This is a genomic window from Azospirillum sp. NS33 (genome assembly GCF_059703765.1).
Genome location: NZ_BAAKJB010000006.1, coordinates 88,494 through 110,175, shown reverse-complemented (window position 1 = coordinate 110,175; position 21,682 = coordinate 88,494). Strand labels below are relative to the sequence as shown.

The 21,682-nt window shown below is 71.0% G+C and carries 19 protein-coding genes; 7 read left to right on the top strand and 12 right to left on the bottom strand.

Annotated elements, in window-relative coordinates:
* Positions 1–112 precede the first annotated feature (112 nt).
* The 3 genes from AC6H2I_RS07925 to AC6H2I_RS07915 are packed head-to-tail and all read right to left on the bottom strand — an operon-like array spanning position 113 to position 3,829.
* A complete protein-coding gene (locus tag AC6H2I_RS07925) occupies positions 113–478 on the bottom strand; it encodes a response regulator (RefSeq protein WP_497500051.1) in 366 nt (121 codons plus the stop codon).
* A gap of 46 nt (positions 479–524) precedes the next feature.
* Positions 525–1,022 carry a chemotaxis protein CheW gene (locus tag AC6H2I_RS07920; protein WP_497500050.1) on the bottom strand — a complete coding sequence of 166 codons (498 nt, stop codon included), beginning with the start codon at positions 1,020–1,022 and terminating at the stop codon, positions 525–527.
* Entirely contained in the window at positions 1,019–3,829 is a 2,811-nt protein-coding gene (locus AC6H2I_RS07915; protein ID WP_497500049.1) for a hybrid sensor histidine kinase/response regulator, read from the bottom strand. Before AC6H2I_RS07915 ends, AC6H2I_RS07920 begins: the two co-directional genes overlap by 4 nt.
* A 196-nt stretch (positions 3,830–4,025) precedes the next feature.
* Here AC6H2I_RS07915 and AC6H2I_RS07910 point away from each other — a divergent pair, with 196 nt between their 5' ends.
* Positions 4,026–4,199 (top strand): hypothetical protein, encoded by a 174-nt coding sequence (locus AC6H2I_RS07910; protein WP_497500048.1) that lies wholly within the window; start codon positions 4,026–4,028, stop codon positions 4,197–4,199.
* Here AC6H2I_RS07910 and AC6H2I_RS07905 read toward each other — a convergent pair.
* The 3 genes from AC6H2I_RS07905 to AC6H2I_RS07895 all read right to left on the bottom strand — a co-directional run bounded on the left by AC6H2I_RS07905 (position 4,196) and on the right by AC6H2I_RS07895 (position 7,169).
* Positions 4,196–4,969 carry a nitrilase-related carbon-nitrogen hydrolase gene (locus AC6H2I_RS07905; protein WP_497500047.1) on the bottom strand — a complete coding sequence of 258 codons (774 nt, stop codon included), beginning with the start codon at positions 4,967–4,969 and terminating at the stop codon, positions 4,196–4,198. The two genes, AC6H2I_RS07910 and AC6H2I_RS07905, sit on opposite strands and share 4 nt — an antisense overlap.
* A gap of 145 nt (positions 4,970–5,114) precedes the next feature.
* Entirely contained in the window at positions 5,115–6,344 is a 1,230-nt protein-coding gene (locus AC6H2I_RS07900) for a diaminopropionate ammonia-lyase (protein ID WP_497500046.1), read from the bottom strand.
* Between the two features lie 114 nt (positions 6,345–6,458).
* Complete coding sequence (locus tag AC6H2I_RS07895) at positions 6,459–7,169, bottom strand: Crp/Fnr family transcriptional regulator (protein WP_497500045.1); 711 nt, start codon at positions 7,167–7,169, stop codon at positions 6,459–6,461.
* Positions 7,170–7,425: 256 nt separating this feature from the next.
* Between AC6H2I_RS07895 and AC6H2I_RS07890 the strand changes: the two genes are divergently transcribed.
* Positions 7,426–7,818, top strand: coding sequence for a hypothetical protein (locus AC6H2I_RS07890; RefSeq protein WP_497500044.1), 393 nt, complete (start codon positions 7,426–7,428; stop codon positions 7,816–7,818).
* Here AC6H2I_RS07890 and AC6H2I_RS07885 read toward each other — a convergent pair.
* Entirely contained in the window at positions 7,790–8,329 is a 540-nt protein-coding gene (locus AC6H2I_RS07885) for an isoprenylcysteine carboxyl methyltransferase family protein (protein ID WP_497500043.1), read from the bottom strand. The two genes, AC6H2I_RS07890 and AC6H2I_RS07885, sit on opposite strands and share 29 nt — an antisense overlap.
* Positions 8,326–9,399: a type III polyketide synthase gene (locus AC6H2I_RS07880; RefSeq protein ID WP_497500042.1), complete on the bottom strand. Its 1,074-nt coding sequence runs from the start codon at positions 9,397–9,399 to the stop codon at positions 8,326–8,328. The genes AC6H2I_RS07885 and AC6H2I_RS07880 overlap by 4 nt, the downstream gene beginning before the upstream one ends.
* 176 nt (positions 9,400–9,575) lie before the next feature.
* Between AC6H2I_RS07880 and AC6H2I_RS07875 the strand changes: the two genes are divergently transcribed.
* A complete protein-coding gene (locus tag AC6H2I_RS07875; RefSeq protein WP_497500041.1) occupies positions 9,576–10,304 on the top strand; it encodes a DUF502 domain-containing protein in 729 nt (242 codons plus the stop codon).
* A 53-nt stretch (positions 10,305–10,357) separates the two neighbouring features.
* On the opposite strand, the gene AC6H2I_RS07870 is transcribed toward AC6H2I_RS07875, so the two are convergent.
* On the bottom strand, positions 10,358–12,121 hold the full coding sequence (locus tag AC6H2I_RS07870) for a methyl-accepting chemotaxis protein (RefSeq protein ID WP_497500040.1): 1,764 nt from the start codon (positions 12,119–12,121) through the stop codon (positions 10,358–10,360).
* 196 nt (positions 12,122–12,317) lie between these two features.
* Here AC6H2I_RS07870 and purU point away from each other — a divergent pair, with 196 nt between their 5' ends.
* Entirely contained in the window at positions 12,318–13,184 is an 867-nt protein-coding gene (purU, locus tag AC6H2I_RS07865; protein ID WP_497500039.1) for a formyltetrahydrofolate deformylase, read from the top strand.
* Positions 13,185–13,396: 212 nt separating this feature from the next.
* Here the strand turns inward: purU and AC6H2I_RS07860 are convergent, their stop codons facing one another.
* Positions 13,397–13,564, bottom strand: coding sequence for a hypothetical protein (locus tag AC6H2I_RS07860; protein ID WP_497500038.1), 168 nt, complete (start codon positions 13,562–13,564; stop codon positions 13,397–13,399).
* Between the two features lie 345 nt (positions 13,565–13,909).
* Here AC6H2I_RS07860 and AC6H2I_RS07855 point away from each other — a divergent pair, with 345 nt between their 5' ends.
* From AC6H2I_RS07855 to AC6H2I_RS07845, 3 genes are all read left to right on the top strand, one after another.
* Positions 13,910–14,515 (top strand): BON domain-containing protein, encoded by a 606-nt coding sequence (locus AC6H2I_RS07855; protein WP_497500037.1) that lies wholly within the window; start codon positions 13,910–13,912, stop codon positions 14,513–14,515.
* A 67-nt stretch (positions 14,516–14,582) separates the two neighbouring features.
* A complete protein-coding gene (locus AC6H2I_RS07850; protein WP_497500036.1) occupies positions 14,583–15,953 on the top strand; it encodes a hypothetical protein in 1,371 nt (456 codons plus the stop codon).
* A gap of 101 nt (positions 15,954–16,054) precedes the next feature.
* Positions 16,055–16,600 carry an arsenate reductase ArsC gene (locus AC6H2I_RS07845; RefSeq protein WP_497500035.1) on the top strand — a complete coding sequence of 182 codons (546 nt, stop codon included), beginning with the start codon at positions 16,055–16,057 and terminating at the stop codon, positions 16,598–16,600.
* A gap of 69 nt (positions 16,601–16,669) precedes the next feature.
* On the opposite strand, the gene dnaE is transcribed toward AC6H2I_RS07845, so the two are convergent.
* The gene (gene dnaE / locus AC6H2I_RS07840; protein ID WP_497500034.1) at positions 16,670–20,152 is read right to left on the bottom strand and encodes a DNA polymerase III subunit alpha; all 3,483 of its coding nucleotides are present in this window, start codon (positions 20,150–20,152) and stop codon (positions 16,670–16,672) included.
* Between the two features lie 111 nt (positions 20,153–20,263).
* Positions 20,264–21,601 carry a YihY family inner membrane protein gene (locus tag AC6H2I_RS07835; RefSeq protein ID WP_497500033.1) on the bottom strand — a complete coding sequence of 446 codons (1,338 nt, stop codon included), beginning with the start codon at positions 21,599–21,601 and terminating at the stop codon, positions 20,264–20,266.
* Between the last annotated feature and the right edge of the window lie 81 nt (positions 21,602–21,682).

Here is a 21,682-nt window from a genome sequence, read left to right as displayed (position 1 = left end):
TCTTGCGGCGGACCTTTCCAAGAACGGCGGGCGGACCCGCCGGTTGACGTGACGCGTTCGTCCTGGTCCCCGGGCCCCGGGGGGCCCGGGACCGACCGGGACGGGAGAGCCGCTAGAGCAGCCCCACCTGCTCGAACTTCGTCTGGATGATGTCGCTGTCGAAGGGCTTCATGATGTACTCGTTGGCCCCCGCCGACAGCGCCTCCTGAATATGCGCCAGGTCGTTCTCGGTCGTGCAGAACACGACCTTCGGCTTTTCACCACCGCTCATCTTGCGCAGGCGCCGCAGGAACTCGATTCCGGTCATCACCGGCATGTTCCAGTCGAGCAGGATGGCATCGGGCATTCCGCCGGCGCAGACCTCCATGGCCTGCTTGCCATCCTCCGCCTCGCTGCAGGAGAACTGGAGCTCTTCCAGGATCTTCCGCGCGACCTTGCGCACCACCCGGCTGTCGTCGACCACCAAACAGGATTTCATTGGATACGCCCCGACTGTCGTTGGCGGTGCGGCACCAGCCGCACCGTCACGCCGCTTCCATGGTGGTGAAGTTTAGCAGTCGCGGAACGTCGAGAACCACCATCAACTGCCCGTTCAGCCGGTAGATGCCGGTCGACACCTCGCGCCAGCGAGGGTCCAGGGTCGCGGGGTTGCGCTCGAAGTCGTCGTTGGACAGGCTCAGCACCTCGCCGACACTGTCGACCATCAGGCTGTAGAGCTCGCCGCGCAGGTCGACGACGATGCTCATGCCCACCCTGTCCTTGGCGCGGCCGGGCAGGCTGAGGCGCAGGCGGACGTCGATGGCGGTGACGATGCGCCCGCGCAGGTTCAACGACCCCGCGACCTCGGGCGGCGCCAGCGGGATCCGCGTGATCCGCTGGTTGCCGAGGACGTCCTGCACCTGGAGGACCGGAATGCCGAACATCTGGTCGGCAATGGTCATGGTGACGTAGTCCTGGCTGCCCCCGGAGCTGACCTCGTCGCCTTTGGACTTCTTGGCTGGAACCCTGGCCTTCGCGCTCATGCGGCACCTTTTTGTTCGGAGAGGGTCTGCTGGAGAGTGTACAGCAGGGCGTCACGGTCGAATTTGGCGACGTAGTCGGTGAAGCCCGCCTGGCGGCCGCGGTCGAGGTCGCGCGGCGTGGCGTGGCTCGACAGCGCCACCAGCGGGACGTCCTGCCAGCGCGAGCCCTGGCGGATCGCCTGGGCGAGTTCGAAGCCGCTCATGCCGGGCATCTCGATGTCGGAGACGATGACATCGAACTGCTCGCCCGCCTCGCACAGCGCCAACGCCTCGTTGGCGTTCTCCACCGCGGTGACCTCGTAGCCGGCGACCGACAGCAGCGGGGTCAGCAGGTTGCGGAAGAACGGGCTGTCGTCGACCAGCAGAACGCGCTGCAGCTTCTCCTCCTCGAAGGCGTCGGAGGACGAGCCAAACCAGTCCTTGTAGGCCTGGGTCAGGAAGAAGCCCGCGTCGATCACCTCGGTCGCCTTGCCGGCGATGATGGCGGAGCCCATCAGGCCGGGCCGGTCGGCGGCGAGCTGCACCATCAGCTTCTCCTCGACGATGTCGACGATCTCCTCGACGATCAGGCCCATGGACCGGTCGCCGTCGGCGAACACCAGCACCGGCTGGCGCCCCTCGCTGCCCAACACGAAGGCGGGGTCGATGGGGACCAGCGGCATCAGCTTGCCACGATACTGGACCACGGGAAGGCCGTTGGACAGCTCGACCTGCGCAAGGTCGACGTCCTCGAGGCGGGCGACCAGCGACAGCGGAACCGCCTTGGGCGCGCCGTGCCCGGCGCGGAACAGCAGCAGCGCCATCTTGTCCTCGTTGCGCGAGGCCTGGACGGCCATGGCCTCCTTGGTCACCGTCTCGCTGCCCATGGCGATCTCGCCGGTCGCGGTGGCGATGCCGTTGGGATCGAGGATCATGATGACCGAGCCGTCGCCGAGGATCGTGTTGCCCGAGAACATCTCGATGTGGCGCAGGATCGGCGCCACCGGCTTGACGACGATTTCCTCGGTGTCGAAGACGCGGTCGACCATGATGCCGAAGGTGTAGGTGCCGACCTGGGTGACGACGATGAAGGTCTCGTCGTCGGTCCTCGGCTTGCCCTCCACGTCCTCCAGCCGCAGCAGCTCCTGCAGCGACACCAGGGGCAGCAGGCGGTTGCGCAGGCGCAGCACCGGCGTGCCCTTGAGGCGTTCGATGGTGTGCTCGCTGTCCTGGGCGGCGCGCACCAGCTCGACCACCGAGATCTGCGGGATGGCGAAGCGCTCGCCGGCGCACTCGACGATCAGCGCCGAGACGATGGCCAGGGTCAGCGGGATCTTGATGACGAAGGTCGAGCCGATGCCCTGCTTCGACTTGATCTCGATCGTGCCGCCGATCTTCTCGATGTTGGTCTTGACCACGTCCATGCCGACGCCGCGGCCCGACACGCTGGTCACCTTGGCCGCGGTCGAGAAGCCGGGCTTCATGATGAACTGGATGATCTGCTGGTCCGACATCGCGGCCAGCTCGGCCTCGCTGGTGATGCCGTTCTGCAGCGCCTTGGCCTTGATCTTGTCGATGGCCAGGCCTTTGCCGTCATCCTGGATCTCGATGATGATGTGGCCGCCCTCGTGGTACGCGTTGAGGGTGATGCGGCCGGTCTCCGTCTTGCCGGTCTTGACCCGGTCCGCCGGCACCTCGAGCCCGTGATCGGCGGAGTTGCGGACCATGTGGGTCAGCGGGTCCTTGATCAGCTCCAGCACCTGGCGGTCGAGCTCGGTGTCGGCGCCCAGCATCTGCAGGTCGATCTTCTTGCCCAGTTCGTGGGCGAGGTCGCGCACCAGACGGGGCAGCTTGGCCCAGGCGTTGCCGATCGGCTGCATGCGCGTCTTCATGACGCCTTCCTGCAGCTCCGAGGTCACGTGGTTGAGACGCTGCAGCGGGGCGGCGAACTCGCTCTCCTTCTGGGAGCGCAGGATCTGCAGAAGCTGGTTGCGCGTCAGCACCAGCTCCGAGACCATGGTCATCAGGTTCTCGAGCAGGTCGACGTTGACGCGGATGGTCTGCGCGGCGACCGCCGACTCCTTGGGCTGATCGCGCTCGTCGTTGTTCTGCGCCTGGGCGGCGGCCGGCACCGGCATCTTCGAGGGGGCGGCGGCGGGCTGCGCGTCGGCGACCGCCAGCTCCTGGGCCGGCTCGTCGACCGGCGCGGGCTCCGGCGCGACCGGCGCCAGCGCGGTGCCGGAAGCGGCCGGCGCCGCGGCCGGGGCCGCGTCGGCGGGACCCGGCGTCGAGTTCCACAGCGCCTCGAGCTCCTCCAGCGACACCTGGCCATCGCCCGAGGAGGCGGGAGCGGGCGCCGCGGCCGGAGCGGCGGCGGCGGCCTTGCCCGGCGCCGGGGCCGCGGGCGGCGGCGGCGGCGGCGCGGCGCCGACCGGCGGGATCGCCGGCAGCTTGCCGTCGGCGCACTCGTTCAGGCGGGCGATCAGCGGAAGATCGTCGCCCGGCGGCTCGGCCTCGGTCGCCTCCAGCACCGCCAGAAGCCCCTTGATGGTGTCCAGCGCCTTGAGGATCAGCGACACCGCCTCGGCGGTGACCGTCAGTTCGCCGTCGCGGAACTTGCCGAGAACGTTCTCGGAGGCGTGCGCCACCTTCTCCAGGCGCGGCAGGCCGAGGAACCCGCAGGTCCCCTTGATCGTGTGGACGAGACGGAAGATGTTGGAAAGCAGCTCGGGATTGTTCGGGTTCTGCTCCAGCCGAACCAGCTCGACGTCGAGCACCGAGAGGTTTTCGTTTGTTTCCGTCAGAAACTCACTGAGCAGATCATCCATGATGCGTCCCCGAGGGTCTTTCAGGTTGTCGTTCCGTCCGGCGCACGGCGCGCCGGGGACGGACGGCAGCGAAAGGGCCGAGAACCGACCCTTCGAATACCGCCGGAGGGTGGCAAACACTGATTAAGAGAGGGTTACCCGCATTTTATCCTTTCTCGCAGCGGCCCCCAACCGACCACTTGTTTCAGGAGCCCCCATGACCGATGAAGACCTCGCGCAGTCGGTGCGCCAAGCCATCGCCAATCTCAACGAGTCGCTGGCCCTGGCCGCACGCCAGAACCTCGCCGTGACCGTGCGCACCACCGCGCACCAGACCGCCCACGGGGTGGAGCAGCTGGTGCTCGAGGCGCGGATCATGAAGCAGCTCTAGGAGGTCCCGCGGGTCGCCGCGCCGGGGTTCCGCTCGGCCAGGCGCGCGTACAGCGCGGGACGCCGTTCGCCGAGGTAGTCCATCGCCCGGCTGGCGTCCCGCCGCGCCGCGCCATCGACGTCGGCGAGCATCAGCCCGGTGCGGGCGGCAAGCGCCCGCACCGCCCCGTCGGGGCCGTAGAGCCGCCCCCCGCCGCCGGCGACCCGGGCCACGAACATCCGGTTCTCGCACGCCCGCGCCGGCAGCAGCAGCGACGCGCCGCCGCTCTCGTGGGGCCCGTCCAGGACCGCCACGAGGTCGCAGCCGCGCAAGGCCAGGTCGCGGGCCGGCTCCGGAAACTCGGCGTCGCAGCCGATCAGCGCGCCCACCGTCAGGTCGGCCACCCGGGCCAGGGCGGGGAGTCCCTGGCCCGCGGCGAAGCTCCCTTTCTCGCCGGGCCCGAGATGGGCTTGGCGGTAGGTGCCCAGCGGCGCCCCGTCGGCGCCGACGAAGGCCGCGGCGTTGTAGACGGCACCTCCGGCCTGCTCGGCGAACCCGAACAGGATCGCCACGCCGGCGGCCCCGGCGGCCCGGCAGGCGGCGTGCAGCGACGGCCCGTCGAACGGCTCGCAGCGGTCCCGCGCACCCTCGCCGCCGCACAGGAACAGGGCCGGCAGCAGCAGCAGGTCGGCGCCCGCCGCCGCCGCCGCGCAGGCCCGCTCCTCCAGCCGCGACAGGGTGGCGGCGGCGCCCTCGGGCGCTCCGGTCAGCGGGGCAATGGCGATGCGCATCCAGCGGTCCTCCCACGTCTTGGTCTTTCGGGGCTGCACGGATGACACCCCGTTGCCGGAACCAACACGGTGGGAGAGGATTTATTGCCGGACGCGGCGGCCGTCCGGCGGCCGTCCAGCGACCGCGGTGCGGCGCCGGGTGTGCTCAGGCGCCGTCCACCGCCGCCGCGGAGCGGCCCACCAGCGCCTCGTAGACCGCGGGATCGCTGGCGCCCTCGGTCCCGAACACCAGGACGCGCGCGTCCGGGCACAGGCCCAGCTCCGCGCCGGTGTCGGGATGCTGCAAGGCGCACAGCACGGCGGCGAGGCCGGCCGCACCGGATTCGCCGGCGACCACCGGGCGGTCGCCGCCCCGCCCTTCGGCCAGCAGGCGCATGGTCGCCACCGCCGCGGCATCGGGGATGGTCATGACGGCGTCGGCCCCGCGCTCCAGGATCGCCCACGCCAGCAGGGACACCTCGCCGCACGCCAGCCCGGCCATGACGGTGTCCAGCGGCCCCAGGGTCGGCACCGGCCGCCCCGCCTCGGTGCTGCGGAACAGGCAGTCGGCGCGCTCGGGTTCCACCACCACGAAGCGCGGCCGGCCGCGCCCCCAGGTTTCCCAGAGATGGCCGCACACGGCGGCGGGCAGCGCCCCGACTCCGCTCTGCACGAAGACGTGGGTGGGCCGCTCGCTGGCGGGAAGCTGCTCGATCGCCTCCTCGACCATCAAGGTGTACCCCTGCATGACGTCGCGGGGGATGTCCATGTACCCGGGGTAGGAGGTGTCGGACACCACCGTCCAGCCATGGGCCGCGGCATCGCCGGCGGCACGGCGGACCGCGTCGTCGTAGAGCCCGTCGACCGCCACGACCGTGGCGCCGTAGCGTGCGATGGCCGCGCGCCGGCCCTCGGAGCAGGCGGCGGGGACATAGACGACGCAGCGGCAGCCGAACACCTGGGCCCCCCAGGCGACCGACCGGCCGTGGTTGCCGTCGGTGGCGGTCGCGACGGTGATGGTGCGGGTGATCCGGCCATAGCGGCCGACGACGAGGTCCAGCGCGGTCACCGGCACGCCGGGCGCGGTGGCCGACACCTGGCGCATGAGCAGGCGCAGCACGGCGTACGCGCCACCCAGCGCCTTGAAGCTGCCGAGAGCGAAGCGCGCGCTCTCGTCCTTGTACCACAGCCGGTCGAGGCCCGCCGCCCGGGCCAGCCCCTTGAGGCTGCGCAGCGGCGTCGGGGCATAGCCGGGCCAGGCCGTCACCTCGGCCCGCACCTCGTCGAAGGCGGCCCGGCTGAGGATCGCGCGCTCCGACGGGCCGTAGGGGCGGTCCCGGTCGGCGTGCGGGTTGGTGAGCAGGCGCGGGACGCAGGGCGGCAGCAGATCCGGCATGGGAGACGTTCTCCTACCTCCGCGGAAGCTCCTAACCTTTGCACAAAAGCAAAGCGCATCCCCGCCCGTCAAGCACGGGACACGATGTCGCAGGCGCGCCGGCGGCGGCCGGGCCTAGAGACCGCCTCGGACGTGCTCGACCATCGCCGCGAGCCGGGCGAGGTCGTGGATCACCAGGGCATGGCCGCGCCGTTCGACGACACCGTCGCGCGCGAGCTCGTTGAGCACGCGGGCCACCGTCTCCCGCGTCGTGCTGACGCGGGCGGCGATGTCGCCGTGCAGCGGCGCGGGATCGATGATCGGGCCGGGGCCGGAGCCGGGGTCCGGGGCGCGGCGGGCCAGACGCAGCAGTTCGGCGTGCACCCGGTTGTTGGCGCCCAGCGTGCTCAGCTCGACGACGCGCTCGGTGGTGCGGCGGCCGATGCCGGCAAGCCGTTCCATGACGGCCAGGGCGAGGTCCGGGCGGCCGGTGACCAGGGCGCGGAACGGTCCCGCGGCGAGGTGGGCGATCAGCGTGCCGTCGTCCACGGCGACCACCGAGGCCGACCGGGGCTGGCCGTCGATGGCCGCCATCTCCCCCACCAGCCCGCCGGCGGGGATGTCGTCGAAGCTGATCTCGCGCCCGCTGGCAGCGTGATTCACCACCCGCACCCGCCCTTCGACGACGAAGCAGACGTCGCGCCCTTCCGCGGCCTGGTCCAGCACAGGATCGCCGGCCCCGAAGCGGCGCCAGCGGCATTGCCGGGCCACGGCGGCGCGCTCGGCCGGCGCCAGCGGCTTCAGAAGGGCGATGCCATCCAGCGACGCGGCCGCGGCCTCGGGCATGACGGGTCGGCTCCTCGGCAAGAGGGTCGGCGAACACGGGGTGGCGAACACGGGGTGGCGGGGCGGGCGGCCCGGTCCGCCGCCCCCGGCTCGCCGAGGATAGCCGAGCGGTCGCCGGGGGCCAACCGGCACCGCTTCCGGGCACCGCTTCCGGCGCGGTGGAGGGCGGTGCCGGCTGTGACCAAACGGGGACGCTAACGCACCATTAACCCGGCGGACCGGACAACGGGACCTCCACGAGCGACGGAGCCGCCCGATGTTCAAGTCCGTTCCCCGCGCCGACCAGGTCGACACCCAGCGCCTGCTGTCGGTGGTGGCGATCCCACTGGCCGCCGCCATCGCCATGGCCACCGCGGTGGCCGCGACCGGCGCCACCGATCGCGTCGGCGAGGCCGGGGGCGCCTTCGCCTACGTGCTGGGCTTCGTGAAGTTCTGCTATCTCGCCGTCGCCATGGCCCATGTGTCGGGCGCCGTCGCCGAGCGCGCCAACGGCGGCCTGCCCGCCGGCCTGTGGCTGGACGAGGCCGACGGATCGGGACCGCGCCCCACCCCGGTCGGCGCCGACCCGTTCTGGTACGCCTTTCCCAACCACGTCGACGGCGCGGCCATCGCCCTGGCCCTCACGACCCTCTGCTTCGCCCTGACCTGACCGGGTCCTCGTCCGGACGCGGCGCCAGGGCGCGCTCCTCGACCGCGATGCGGTGCAGGGTGAGGGGCGCGTTGGCCAGGCTGGCGGCGACCGCCAGCCACACCTGGCCGAACGCCAGGGGCAGCACGGCCAGCTCGCCGGCGACGATCCAGTAGTTGGGATGGCGCAGCCAGCGGTAGGGGCCGCGGCGCACCAGCGGCGCACCCGGCAGGGTCACCACCCGGGTCGTCCAATACGGCCCCAGCGCGGCGATCACCCACAGCCGCCCCGCCTGCAGGGCCGCGAACAGCGCCAGCAGCGCCCCGTCCGGAACCGTGCCGGCGGGCGTCAGCGTGAACAGGGCGACCAGCCAGCCGGTATGAAGCGCGACGAACAGCGGGTAGTGTCCGGCCCCGGCCTCGTGGGCGCCGCCGGCCAGGAGGCGGGCCGTGTTGCGCCGTGCCAGCGCCAGTTCGCCCAGGCGCTGGAGGGCGACCAGCAGGACGACGGCCTGCGGCCACCCCACCGTCACGCCGGCCCTTCCAGCAGCAGCAGGCCGGCGGTGAAGCCCGGGCCCAGCGCGGTCATCAGGTGCCGCCCCCTCAGCCCCGTCGCCAGCCGCCGTTCCAGCACGAACAGGACGCTGGGGGCGGACATGTTGCCGCAGGCGCGGAGAACCGCGCGGGCGTCCTCCAGCCCGTCGGAGAGCGGCGCGAACGCCGCGCCCAGGGCGTCCAGCACCTTGGCCCCGCCGGGGTGGCAGACCAGGCCGGAAAGGGCCCCGACGGTCAGCCCGTGACGCGCCAGGAAGGCGTCGGCGACCGGGCGCAGGCGGTCGCGGACCAGCGCCGGGATATCCTGGGAGAACACCACGCCGAAGCCGTCCTCCTCCACCCGCCAGCCCATCACCCGGCGGGTGCCCGGCCAGGTGTGCTCGCCCTGCCCGACCAGCGCCGGCGCCGGGTCGCCGCTGGCCGCGTCCCGGCCGTTCGCGGCGCGCACCACGGCGGCGGCGGCGCCGTCGGCGAACAGCGCGCTGGCGACCACGTCGGTCGGCGTCGCCGAGGCGGTGCGGCACGCCAGGGTGCACAGCTCCACCACCAGAAGCAGCACCGTCGCCCCCGGCATGGCGCGGGCCAGGAGCGCCGCCCGCCCCAGCCCCAGCACCCCGCCGGCGCAGCCCAGGCCGAACACCGGCAGGCGCAGGGTGTCGGGACGCAAGCCCATGCGGTCGAGCAGCAGGGCCTCGAGGCTCGGCGTGGCGATGCCGGTCGTGGTGACGCAGACGATGGCGTCCACGTCGGCCGCGGCCCGTCCGGCCCGCGCCAAGGCCAGCCGCGCGGCCTGTTCCAGCAGATCCAAGGCCGCCGCCTCGAAGGCGGCGGTGCGCTCCGGCCAGCCATGCGCCTCGAGGTACCAGGCCAACGGCCGGCAGGCGTAGCGGGTGGCGATGCCGGCGTTGGGGAACACCGGCGCCAGCCGCTCGAAATCGCGCAGGCGGGGTCCATAGATGGCGCGCGCCGCGGCCAGGGCCTCCTCCTGGTCGAGCCGATGGGGGGGCAACGCGGTGGCGAGGGACAGCAGGCGCGGGACGTCGGTCATGATCGTCCAATGTTGCCGCGGGGCGGCGGTTCCGCCATAGCCCTCTCGGCGGATCGGCCGACCGGCCGAGCCACGCGGTGGCACCGCGGGCCGACCGCCGCCCACCGGAAAGACCGTTGAGGAACGGCGGGTTCCTGGTCCACTATGTCGCGCCGCACACCGTTTCGGGGACACGCGTGGACACCAGTGAGAACAGCGCCGACCAGGGCCCGCCGCCGCCCCGGCCGCATCGGCGCGAAGGGATCGGCCTGATGGGGCGGTTGCGGGCCTACTTCCTGGCCGGCGTCCTGGTCGCCGCGCCGATCGCCATCACCGTCTATCTCGGCTGGTGGTTCCTCACCTTCATCGACGGCACGGTGCGGCCGCTCATCCCCGCCGGCTACAACCCCGAGGAGTACCTCCCGTTCTCGCTGCCGGGCATCGGCGTGGCGGTGCTGATCGTCGTGCTGACGCTGATCGGCGCCTTCGCCGCCGGCTATGTCGGGCGGCTGATGCTGCGGGTCGGCGAGGGGGTGGTGGGGCGCATGCCCGTGGTGCGCGGAGTCTACGGCGCCACCAAGCAGATCGTGGAGACCATCCTCGCCAACAAGTCCACCGCCTTCCGCGAGGTGGTGATGGTCGAGTACCCGCGCCACGGCCTGTGGTCGCTGGGCTTCATCACCGGCCCGGCCCATCCCGAGGTGCAGCGGGTGTCGAGCGAGGAGATGGTCAACGTCTTCATCCCCTGCGCGCCGCCCACCGCCGGGTATCTGGTGATCATGGCGCGGCGCGAGGTCGTGGTGCTGGACATGCCGGTGGAGGACGGGCTCAAGCTGGTGGTCTCCGGTGGCATCGTCAGCCCGCCGGACCGCCGCCCGCGCGGGCTTGCCGACGCCGCCCCCCCGGTGGAGCGGCGGCGGGCGTAGCCCCGCCGCCCCACCCCCGCCGGCGCCCGGTTCAGCCGGGCCCCCTCAGGCGGTCAGGCGGTCAGGCGGAAGCGCGCCACCAGCCCGTCCAGATCGGTGGCCAGGCGCCCCAGCTCGCCGGCCGCCTCGGAGGTCTGCGACGCACCCGCGGCGGTGTCGCCGGCGACCCGGCCCAGGAACTCGACCGCCTCCTTCACCACCATGGCCTGGCCGGACGTCTGCGCGGTGTCCTTGGCGACCTCCTTGGCGGCGGTGGCGACCTGGGAGACGTTGCGGCCGATCTCGGCGGTGGTGGCGCTCTGCTGCTTGACCTCGTGGGCGATCGACGCGGCGATCGCATCGATCTGGCCGATCACCTCGTTGATCGAGGCGATGGCACCGGCCACCCGCTCCATCATCGCGGCAACCTGGTCGATGGAGGCGACGCTGCGGTCGGTCTGGGCCTGGGTGGCGGTGATCTTGCGCTCGATCTCCTCCGTCGCCTTGGCCGACTGGGTCGCCAGGTTCTTCACCTCCGTGGCGACCACCGCGAAGCCCTTGCCGGCCTCGCCGGCGCGCGCCGCCTCGATGGTGGCGTTGAGCGCCAGCAGGTTGGTCTGGCCGGCGATGTCGGAGATCACCTTGATGACCGCGCCGATCTCGTTGGACGCACGGGCCATCTCGCGGATGTTCTCGACCGCCTCGCGGATCGCCCCTTCCGCGCCGTCCAGCACCTCGCCCGCCTGCTGGGCCGCGGCGGACGCACGGTGCGCCACCTGGGAGCTGTCGGCGGCGTGGCGCGACACCTCGGAGATGGACGCCCCCATCTGCTCCGCGGCGGCGGCCACCGCCTCGGAGTTGGCGGCAAGCTCCTCGGCGATGCTGGACAGGTCCTGCACCGCCCCGGCCACGCCGTTCACCGCCTCGCTGATGCCGTCGGTGCGCTCGTTCATCTGCTCGGCGTTGCGGCTCATCGAGGCCGCCGAGGAGGTGAGCTCGACCGAGGCGGAGGCCACCGAGGCGCTGGCCTCGCCGACCCGGGCGATGCTCTGCCGCAAGGTGCCGATAAGGCCGTTGAAGTCCCGGGCCATGGCAGCAACCTCGTCGTTGCCGTCGATCACCGCCTCGCCGCTGAGATCGCCGGCGCTGGCCGCGGCGATCACCGCCTGCATCGGCGGAATGGGGCGCAGGATGGCCCGGCCGACCAGCATGGTGGCGGCGACGCCCAGCGCCATGATCAGCGCCCCGATGCCGACCAGCTGCCAGGCCACCGCGCCGAACGCGGTGTCGACGTCGTCGATGTAGATGCCGGACACCACCACCCAGTCCCACGGCGCCAAGGAACGCACGAAGCTCAGCTTGGGCATCGCCGTCTTCGACGGGTCGCCCGGCTTCGGCCAGGAATAGGCGGCGAAGCCCCCCTGCGGGTTGGCGCGCGCGGCGTCCAGCATCGCCTGGACGAAGAACACGCCGTTGGGGTCGGGCGTCTTGGACAGGTTCTGCCCGACCAGCTTCGGGTTGTCGCCGTGGGCCCTGATCAGGCCGCTCGGGTCCAGCACGAAAAAGTACTCGTTGCCACTGTAGCGCAGGGCCGACAGGGCCGACAGCGCCGCCGCCTTGCCCTCGGGCTCGGCCAGGCGGCCGGCGCGGACCTCGGCCTCGTAGTGGCCGACCAGCGTGTAGGCCACCTCCACCAGATTGCGCACCTTGTCCTGGCGGTCCTCCATCATCTGGCCGCGCAGGGTCGCCAAGGCGACGGCAACGACGACGCCCAGCCCGACCAGGCTGATGGCGAGAATAACGCCGATCTTTGCGCGGATGCTCAATCCCTTGATCATACCCATTTCCCCGAAGAGGCGGTCAAAGCGCGCCGACCCTACCCGATCAAGGGTTGAAATTCGTTAACGCCCTTCACTTATCGCCGAGTCCACGATGCAATGGCGGCGCCGCCGCCATGCCCACAGCGCGGGTGCAACGCCCGCCCAATCATGATAGGGGGATGTCCCCCCGCCACGACCGCAGCCGCGAAACCGCATGTCAGACCCCGGCACCGAACACATCCTCACCGTTTCCTGCCCCGACACCGTCGGCATCGTCTTCGCGGTGTCCGGCTTCTTGGCCGCGCGCGACTGCAACATCATCGACAGCGCCCAGTTCGGCGATCGCGCCAGCGGTCTGTTCTTTCTGCGCATCCATTTCTCGCGCGGTGCCGCCGCCCCCGACCAGGCCACCCTGGAAGCGGCCTTCCGGGAGACCGTGGGCGACCCCTTCCGGATGACGTGGAAACTGCACGACGCGTCGCGGCGCCAGCGCGTGCTGATCATGGTGTCGAAGTTCGGCCACTGCCTGAACGACCTGCTGTACCGCTACCGCATCGGCTACCTGCCGATCGAGATCCCGGCGATCGTGTCCAACCACCGCGACTTCTACCAGCTCGCGGCGTGGCACAACATTCCGTTCCACTGCCTGCCGGTGACGCCCGAGTCCAAGGCGCAGCAGGAGGAGCGGCTGTGGGAGATCATCGAGCAGGAGTCCATCGATCTGGTGGTGCTCGCCCGCTACATGCAGGTGCTCTCACCGGGTCTGTGCGAGCGGCTGGCCGGGCGGGCCATCAACATCCACCATTCCTTCCTGCCCAGCTTCCGCGGCGCCAAGCCCTACCAGCAGGCCTACGCCCGCGGCGTGAAGCTGATCGGCGCCACCGCCCACTACGTCACCTCCGGCCTCGACGAGGGACCGATCATCGAGCAGGAGGTGGAGCGGGTCGACCACTCGATGACCGCGGAGGACTTCGTGGCGATCGGCCGCGACATCGAGAACGTCGTGCTGGCGCGCGCCGTGAAATACCACGTCGAGCACCGCGTCCTGCTCAACGGCAACCGCACGGTGGTCTTCCGCTGAGGGGGAGCCGCGGGCGCGCCGGCCCCCGCCTCGGGTCCCGCGACGGGATGGCCCGGAGGGATGGCCCATAGACCCGGAGGGATGGCCCATAGAATGGACCAGGCCGGGGGGTGGTCGGGCGCCGGGCGCAGGGTGGGGGCCGGACGCTGGGTGGGGACCGGGCGCCCGGACGCGACCATCGCACGGGCCCACCACCGCCCGCACCCGTGGCGTCACACGTCCGGGAAGTGGTCGAGTTCCCGGCGCAAGGTCATCGCCTCCCTGCGCAACGCCGTGATCTTGCGGCCATCGGGGGACGGGCGCCGCCCCTCCTCCTCCAGCCGCTCCTCGACCTCCCGCTTTTCCTGGCGGATGATGTCGAACAGGACGTTCTTCAACATCGCAACCTCCCGAGCTGGTCGCTGCCAATTTACTCCGACTCGGGCGGATGTTCAACGAAGCGCCCCGTGGAGTCCATTCCTCTTCCGACTCAATACGCCTGCGCGCCGCCCGCGGATCCCCGCCCGACGTCATAGCGGCGGTGCGCTTGAAATCGCGTGCGGACACTCCCATTCGTTAACTCAGGAGGGGCCTCGCGACCGCGGCGCGCCGACGGCGGGTGGAACTTCCACGCATCACCCTCGGACAAAGCGATGACATCTGAAGAAACCCATTGCATTCCGGTCGGGTCCGTGACTTTTTCGCGCCGCCCGCCGGTGCGGCGGGAGGCGGAACGGAGGAACACGGTGGCGGTCTGGGCGTGTCTGCGGGCGGTGATCGGGGTGGCCGTGGCGGCGGCGGCGGCGGGAACGGCGGCCGGTTGCGCACCCGTGGCGGTCGGCGGAGCGGCCGCCGGAGCGGTCGTCGCGGCCTCCGAGGAGCGCGGCATCGGCGGCTTCATCAGCGACGCGGAAATCCAGGCGCAGATCAACCATCTGTGGTTCGGTCATTCCGTGGAGATGCTGAGCCGCCTGGACATGACCGTCGACCGCGGCCGCGTGCTGCTGACCGGCAACGCCGCCGACCCCCAGATGCGCCTCGACGCGGTGCGTCTGGCGTGGCAGGTGCAGGGCGTGCGCGAGGTCATCAACGAGATCCAGGTGGGCGGCGGCGGCGGTCTGGTCGACGGCGCCCGCGACGCGTGGATCTCCACCCAGCTGCGCGGCGCGCTCACCTTCGACAAGACGATCCATTCGCAGAACTTCACGATCGATACGGTCAATGGCGTGGTCTACCTCATGGGGATCGCCACCGACCAGGCCGAACTGGACCGCGTGATCCAGCACGCCCGCTCGCAAGCCTATGTGCAGCGCGTCGTGTCCCACGTCCAGATCGGCCGCGCCGCCACCTGACGCGCGCCCTCGCCGGCGCCCCCATCCGCCACCGCAACCGTCGCCCCCCGAAGGTGGGGAATCCGCCATGGTCCCACTCCGCCCCGCCGCCGCACAGCCGGTCCGCCGCTGGCTCGCCGCCATCCTGCTGGCGGCGTTGGCGGTGCTGTCGCCGCCGCTGGCCGGCGCCGGCGCCCGCGCCGCGGATTCCGGGCCGGCCAACCGGCTGTTCGTGCAGGCCATGCAGATCATCGATCAGGCCGACGGCACCTTCGACATCGCCGAGGAGAGCCGCCTGCTGAAGGAGGCCGACCGCCTGCTGAGCGAGGTGGTGACCAAGTACCCCGAGAGCGATCTCGCCGTGCAGCTCGTCACCAACCAGTTCGTCGGCGACTTCGACTTCTACGAGTTCCGCACCCGCATCGACGCGCTGGTCTGCAACGACCCGCTGTCGTCGGCGTGCTTCCTGCACCGCATCGCCGAGATGCTGCCGCCGGTCGAGACCCCGATCGCCGCGGCGCGGTGGGACTGGCTGTCGCTGGCGGTCGCCAACGACCTGCTGGGCCACCCCGACCGCGCCAAGGAGATCGTCGCCCCCTTCGTCGCCGCGGTGCGCCGGGGCAGCACCTCCGGGTCGACCGGGCAGGACCTCTTCGTCGCCCGCGCGCTGGCGCTGATGGGCCAGACCCAGATCGCCCTGGAGATCACCCGGCAGATCGACGACTGCTCCACCCGCATCTACAACCTGGTCGACATCGCCAAGGCCGCCCACTGGCGCGGCGATCCCAACGGGATCGCCGCCACGCTGGCTGAGGAGGCCAAGCAGTACGCCTCGTCCCAAGGCTGCACCTGGGAGCTCGGGCTGGTCGCCCAGGCCCTTCTCCGGGCGGGGAAGGAGGGGCCGGCGCGCACCCTGTTCCTCAACACCGTGGAGACCCAGTTCTCCAAGTTCCGCGAGACCAAGGGCGACTGCTGCCCGCCGGAGCTGGCCGTCGCCGCGGCGGAGCTGGGCGATTCCAACCTGGCGCTGGGCCTTCTGCGCACCGTGCAGGACGAGAACCCGTGGACCGTTCCGGTGGTGCTGGGGCGGCTGGCCGGGCGGGGCGAGAGCGCGCTGGCCCTCGCCTATGTGGAGCAGGTCCAGGACATCGACATCCGCGGCGAAACCCTGGCCGAACTGGTCGAGGTGGCGGTTCGCCGGGGTGACAAGTCCGGCGCGCAGGAGGTCATGCAGCGGCTGTCGGCCCTGGTCGAGGAGAACGCCGCCAGCCGTCCCGCCCTGCTGGCCCAGAGGGCGAAGGCGGAACGCAGCCTGCGCGGCGACGAGAGCTGGCGGCCGAGCTTCCAGCAGGCGATCGCCGTTGCCGAACGGTCGAGCAATTTCGTCCGGCGCGACATCGGCGCGCCCCTGCTGGCCGCCCTCGTGCGGATCGAAACCGGAAAACCCATGCTCGACTGACGCCGGCCCCGGCGGCGGTCTTCTGCAACAAAACATTGACTTGGCCTTCCCCGGGGGGCGCGTCATGGTTCCGCCACGCAACGTCCGGGGGGACCTTTTCGATGAACGCGACCGCCGCGAAAACCTTCAATGTGCTGTTCCTGTGCACCCACAACTCGGGGCGCAGCATCATGGCGGAATGCCTGATGCGCCGGTGGTCCAACGGCCGCTTCCAGGCCTTCTCCGCGGGCAGCCATCCCGGCGGCACCGTCAGCCCCTTCGCGCTGCGCGTGCTGGAGAGCTTCAACCACAAGACCGAGGGCCTGCGCTCCAAGAGTTGGGACGAGTTCGCGCAGCCCGACAGCCCCGCCCTGGACTTCGTGTTCACGGTCTGCGACAGCGCCGCCGGCGAAACCTGCCCGGTGTGGCCGGGGCAACCGATGACCGCGCATTGGGGCATCGAGGACCCGTCGGCGACCGTCGGCACGGAGGAGAAGGTCCTCAAGGCCTACCGCCGCGCCTATGTGGAGCTGGAGAGCCGCATCAAGGTGTTCAGCAGCCTCCGGGTCAACGCCCTCGACCGCCTGAACCTGCAGCACCGCCTCAACCAGATCGGCGGCCATCACGCGGGCAAGGACGAGTTCATCCAGGCCGGCGCCTTCGGCTGAACCCCGCCGGGCTGGGCCGCCGCCGGCTGAGCCGGCCGGATCGGACCGATCCGGCCGGTCGGGCGCGTTTCAGAGGTCGGCGACGTCCACCACGCCGGGCACCGCCTTCAAGGCGGCCCGGCCACGGCCGTCGATGTGGTAGGCACCGGGGAGCTGGATCTCGATCTCGGTCAGCGGCTCGACTTCCACCAGCACGTGGATGCGGCCCCGCCCCTTGGAGAACCGGTCCAGCGTCCCCTTGAGGCCGGGCAGCGGCCGGTCGTCGCGCAGCACCACCCGCAGCCCATCCGACACCGCGGCCACCGCCTCCTCCAGAGGCCGCACCTCCTGGCAGGTCAGCCGCACCTCCTCGCCGTTCATCTGGGCGTCCACGGTGAGCAGCACCGGCCGGCCCGCCTCCAACAGCTCGCGCGAGGTGGCCAGCACCTCCGAGAAGCAGGTGACCTCGTAGCCGCCGCCGGCGTCCGACAGCTCGACGAAGGCGAAGCGGTTGCCCGATTTGGCGGTCTTCTCCTTCCGCGAGACCACGATCCCGGCCATCTTGTAGCGGGTGGAGCCGCCCTTGGAGATGGCCGCCGAAACCTCCGCCGAGCGCACGACCTTCATGCGTCCCAGCGCCCGGGCGAAGGCGTCCAGCGGGTGGGCCGAGAGGTAGAAGCCGATGGCCTGGAACTCGCGCTTCAGGCGTTCCAGCGGCTCCCACTCCGTCACCTTCGGCAGGTTGGGTTCGCTCAGGCCGCCGCCGCCCCCGCCGAACAGGTTGCCGATGCCGCTGTCACGCTCGGCCGCCTCGGCCTGGGCGTAGCGGATCAGCGTCTCCAGCGACGCGTGGACCTGGGCGCGGTTGGGGTTGACGCCGTCGAAGGCGCCGGCGCAGGCCAGGTTCTCCAGCTGCCGCTTGTTGATGGACTTGAGGTCGAGCCGCCGGGCCAGGTCGAACAGTCCGGTGTAGGGCCCGTTCCGGGTCCGCTCGTCGACCAGCGCCTTCATGGCCTGCAGGCCGACCCCCTTGACCGCGGCCAGCGCGTAGCGGATCGCCTTGGTGCCGTCCGGCAGCGTCTCGACCCCGAAGATGGCGTCGGAGCGGTTGATGTCCGGGGTCAGCAGCCGCACCCCCAGCCGCACCAGTTCCTGGCGGAAGACGTTGAGCTTGTCCGTGTTGCCGAGGTCGAGCGTCATCGACGCCGCCATGAACTCCACGGGGTAGTTGGCCTTCAGGTAGGCGGTGTGGTAGGCGACCAGGGCGTAGGCCGCCGCATGGCTCTTGTTGAAGCCGTAGCCGGCGAACTTCATCACCTGGTCGAAGATCAGACTGGCGTTCTCTGGATCGACGCCGCGCGCCTCGGCCCCCTCGCAGAAGATGGCGCGCTGCTTGTCCATCTCCTCCTTGATCTTCTTGCCCATCGCGCGCCGCAGCAGGTCGGCGCCGCCCAGCGTGTAGCCGGACAGCACCTGGGCGATCTGCATCACCTGCTCCTGGTAGATCATGATCCCGAAGGTCTCCTTCAGGATGCCCTCCAGCGACGGGTGCATGTAGTCGGCCGGCTCGTCGCCGTTCTTCACCCGGATGTACTTCGGGATGTTGTCCATCGGCCCGGGCCGGTAGAGCGACACCAGCGCGATGATGTCCTCCAGCCGGTTGGGCTTGAGGCGGCGCAGCACGTCGCGCATGCCCGAGCTTTCGAGCTGGAACACCCCCGTCGACTCCGCCCGGCCGAGCATCTGGTAGCTGCGCTCGTCGTCGAGCGAGACCTGGGACAGGTCGGGCCGTCCGGGGATCAGGTTCACCGCGGTCTGCAGCACCGTCAGGGTCTTCAGGCCGAGGAAGTCGAACTTCACCAGCCCGGCCTGCTCGACGAACTTCATGTTGAACTGGGTGACCGGCATGTCGGAGCGCGGGTCGCGGTAGAGCGGCACCAGCTCGTCCAGCGGCCGGTCGCCGATCACCACGCCGGCCGCGTGGGTCGAGGCATGGCGGTAGAGGCCTTCGAGCTTCAGCGCGATGTCGACCAGGCGGGCGACCGTCTCGTCGCCGTCCCGGGCCTGGCGCAGCGGTTCCTCGCTGTCCAGCGCCTGCTGCAGGGTCACCGGGTTGGCCGGGTTGTTGGGCACCATCTTGCAGATCTTGTCGACCTGCCCGTAGGGCAACTGCAGCACCCGCCCGACGTCGCGCAGCACGGCGCGTGCCTGGAGCTTTCCGAAGGTGATGATCTGGGCCACCCGGTCGTAGCCGTACTTGCCCTGGACGTAGCGGATCACCTCCTCGCGGCGGTCCTGGCAGAAGTCGATGTCGAAGTCCGGCATCGACACGCGCTCGGGGTTGAGGAAGCGCTCGAACAGCAGACCGAACCGCAGGGGATCGAGGTCGGTGATGGTCAGCGCCCAGGCGACCACGGACCCGGCGCCCGAACCACGCCCGGGCCCCACGGGAATGCCCTGGCCCTTGGCCCATTTGATGAAGTCGGAGACGATCAGGAAGTAGCCGGGGAACTTCATCTTGACGATGACGTCCAGCTCGAATTCGAGCCGCGCGCCGTAGGTCTTGCGCAGCTCGGCGCGCGCCGCCTCGTCCATGTCCGGTGCGAAGACGGCGGTGTCGAGACGCATCGCCAGACCCTCGCGGGACTGGGCGCGCAGCTCCTCGTCCTCGCTTCGACCGGCCTCGGTCGGGAAGGCCGGGAGGATCGGCTTGATCGGCTTGAGCAGGAAGGAGCAGCGCCGGGCGATCACCAGCGTGTTGTCGACCGCCTCGGGAAGATCGGCGAACAGCTCGCGCATCTCCGCCGCCGACTTGAACCGATGGTCCGGCGTCAGCCGGCGCCGCTCGTCCTGGCTGATGTAGGCGCCCTCGGCGATGCACAGCAGCGCGTCGTGCGCCTGGTACATGTCGGCGGTGGCGAAGTGGCAGTCGTTGGTGGCGACCAGCGGCAGGTCGCGGGCGTAGGCGAGGTCCACCAGGGCGGGTTCGATGGCGTCCTCGACCGCCGCGAAGTGGCCGCCATGGCGTTGCAGCTCCACATAGAGACGGCCCGGGAACAGGCCCTCCAGGCGCGACAGCACCTCCCCGGCCAGCGCCGCCCTGCCCTCCGCCAGCAGCCGCCCCACCGGGCCGTGCGGGCCGCCGGTCAGCGCGATCAGCCCGGCGCCGTGGCCCTCCAGCGCCTCCAAGGGCACCTGGGGGCCGGCCATCGGGTCGGAGTCGAGGAACGCCTTGGACACCAGCTTCATGAGGTTCCGGTAGCCCTCGGCGGTCTGGCACAGCAGGACGAGCTGGTCGGGCCTGGTGTCCGCCTTGCCGGGGATGCCGGCGCGCCGCTCGGCCGGGCCGGTGCGCGTGATCCCCAGCACCGTCCCGATGATCGGCTGCACCCCGGCGTCGCCCGCGGCCAGCGCGAACTCCAGCGCGCCGAACAGGTTGCCGGTGTCGGTGACGGCCACCGCCGGCATCGCCTGCTTCTGGCAGAGCTTCACCAGCTCCTTGACCTTGATGGCGCCCTCCGACAGGGAGTAGGCGGAGTGCACGCGCAGGTGCACGAAATCGGCGTGGGGCATCGGACCATCGCTGGGTGTCGGGACGGAGGGGCGGCCGGCGCCGCCCGGAGGTCGCGGCACAGTGGTCGCCCATCGCCGCGCCGCGATCAAGCCCCGTCGCGGGCGCCCGGCTCAGGGCGAGGTGCGGCGGTGCGGGCGCAGCGGCACCGGGCCGGAGCCCTCGCCGCCGCTGGGCAGGTCGGTGAGCAGCGACTTCAGCGGGACGGCCAGGATCTCCTGGGAGTTCGACTCGGCGGCGTCGAGGAGCTGGGCGGTGCGCTCCTGCCACGGCAGCTCCAGCCCGCCCAGCCCCCGCACCGACCCGCGCAGGCCGATCCCCAGCGCCTTCAGCAGGTCGTACAGCGTCGACTCGCCGAGGTCGCGGGTCACCACCCAGGATTCGCGGGTGGTGTGGGCGGCCCAATGGGCGTTGCGCAGCTGCTCCAGGATGCCGTCGATCAGCACCGCCCCCACCGGCACCCGCTGCACCAGCGTGCGCCGGCGCAGGCCCACGCCGAGGCGGCTGGCGTCCATCAGCTCGTGCAGCACCGCCAGCGCCAGGGCCAGGCGCTGGGCCGGCAGCAGCCCCTCCGGCCCCTGCCGGGTGATCTTGCCGGCCCGCCACTCCGGCAGCGTCGCGGTGACCACCGCGCCGAACAGCACGGTGGTCCAGGCGATGTAGAGCCAGAACAGGAAGATCGGCACCGTCGAGAGGGCGCCGTAGATGGTCTGGTAGGCCGGGTAGGTGCGCAGGTACCAGCCGAATCCGGCCTTCGACAGCTCCAGCAGCAGCGCCCCCACGGCGCCGCCGCAGGCCGCGTCCAGCCACCCCACCGGGCGGTTCGGGATGACCAGGTAGAGCAACGTGCAGCCCAGCATCTGCAGCAGGAAGGGCAGCAGCGTCCCGATGCCGGTGAGCGGGTCGGCCAGGTCCTGGAGATGGGCCACCTCCAGGGTCGACCACAAGGTGCTGGACAACGACAGGCTGGCGCCGAAGAACAGCGGCGCCAGCGTCAGGATGGCCCAGAACGAGAGCACCCGGGTGACCATGGAGCGCGGCTCGTAGATCCGCCAGATCGCGGCGAACGATCCCTCGATGGTCCACATCAGCAGGATCGCCGACACCGCCAGCCCGATCACCCCGAACACCGTCATCTGCCCGGCGTTGGCCATGAAATGGCCGAGGTACTCGAGGATCGCGTCGCCGATCTCGGGGACCATGTTGCGGAAGATGACCTCCTGCACCCGCGTCTGCAGCGATCCGAAGGCCGGGAACGCCGTGAAGATGGCGAAACCGATGGTCATCAGCGGCACGATCGCCAGCAGCGTGGTGTACGTCAGAGACGCCGCGGTCTGGAAGCAGTTGTCGTTGTAGAAGCGCATCGCCGAATGGAGCGTGAAGCTCGTGACCTCGCGCGTCAGGGCGCGCAGCTGGCGCCACCCGCCGACGAGGCCGTTCAGGGGCGTCATGCTGATCTCCCGCTCAGGTTTGACCGGGGCAGTCTTTGGTGTAGGATGCGCCCCACTTTTTTCATGTCCCGAAGCACACTA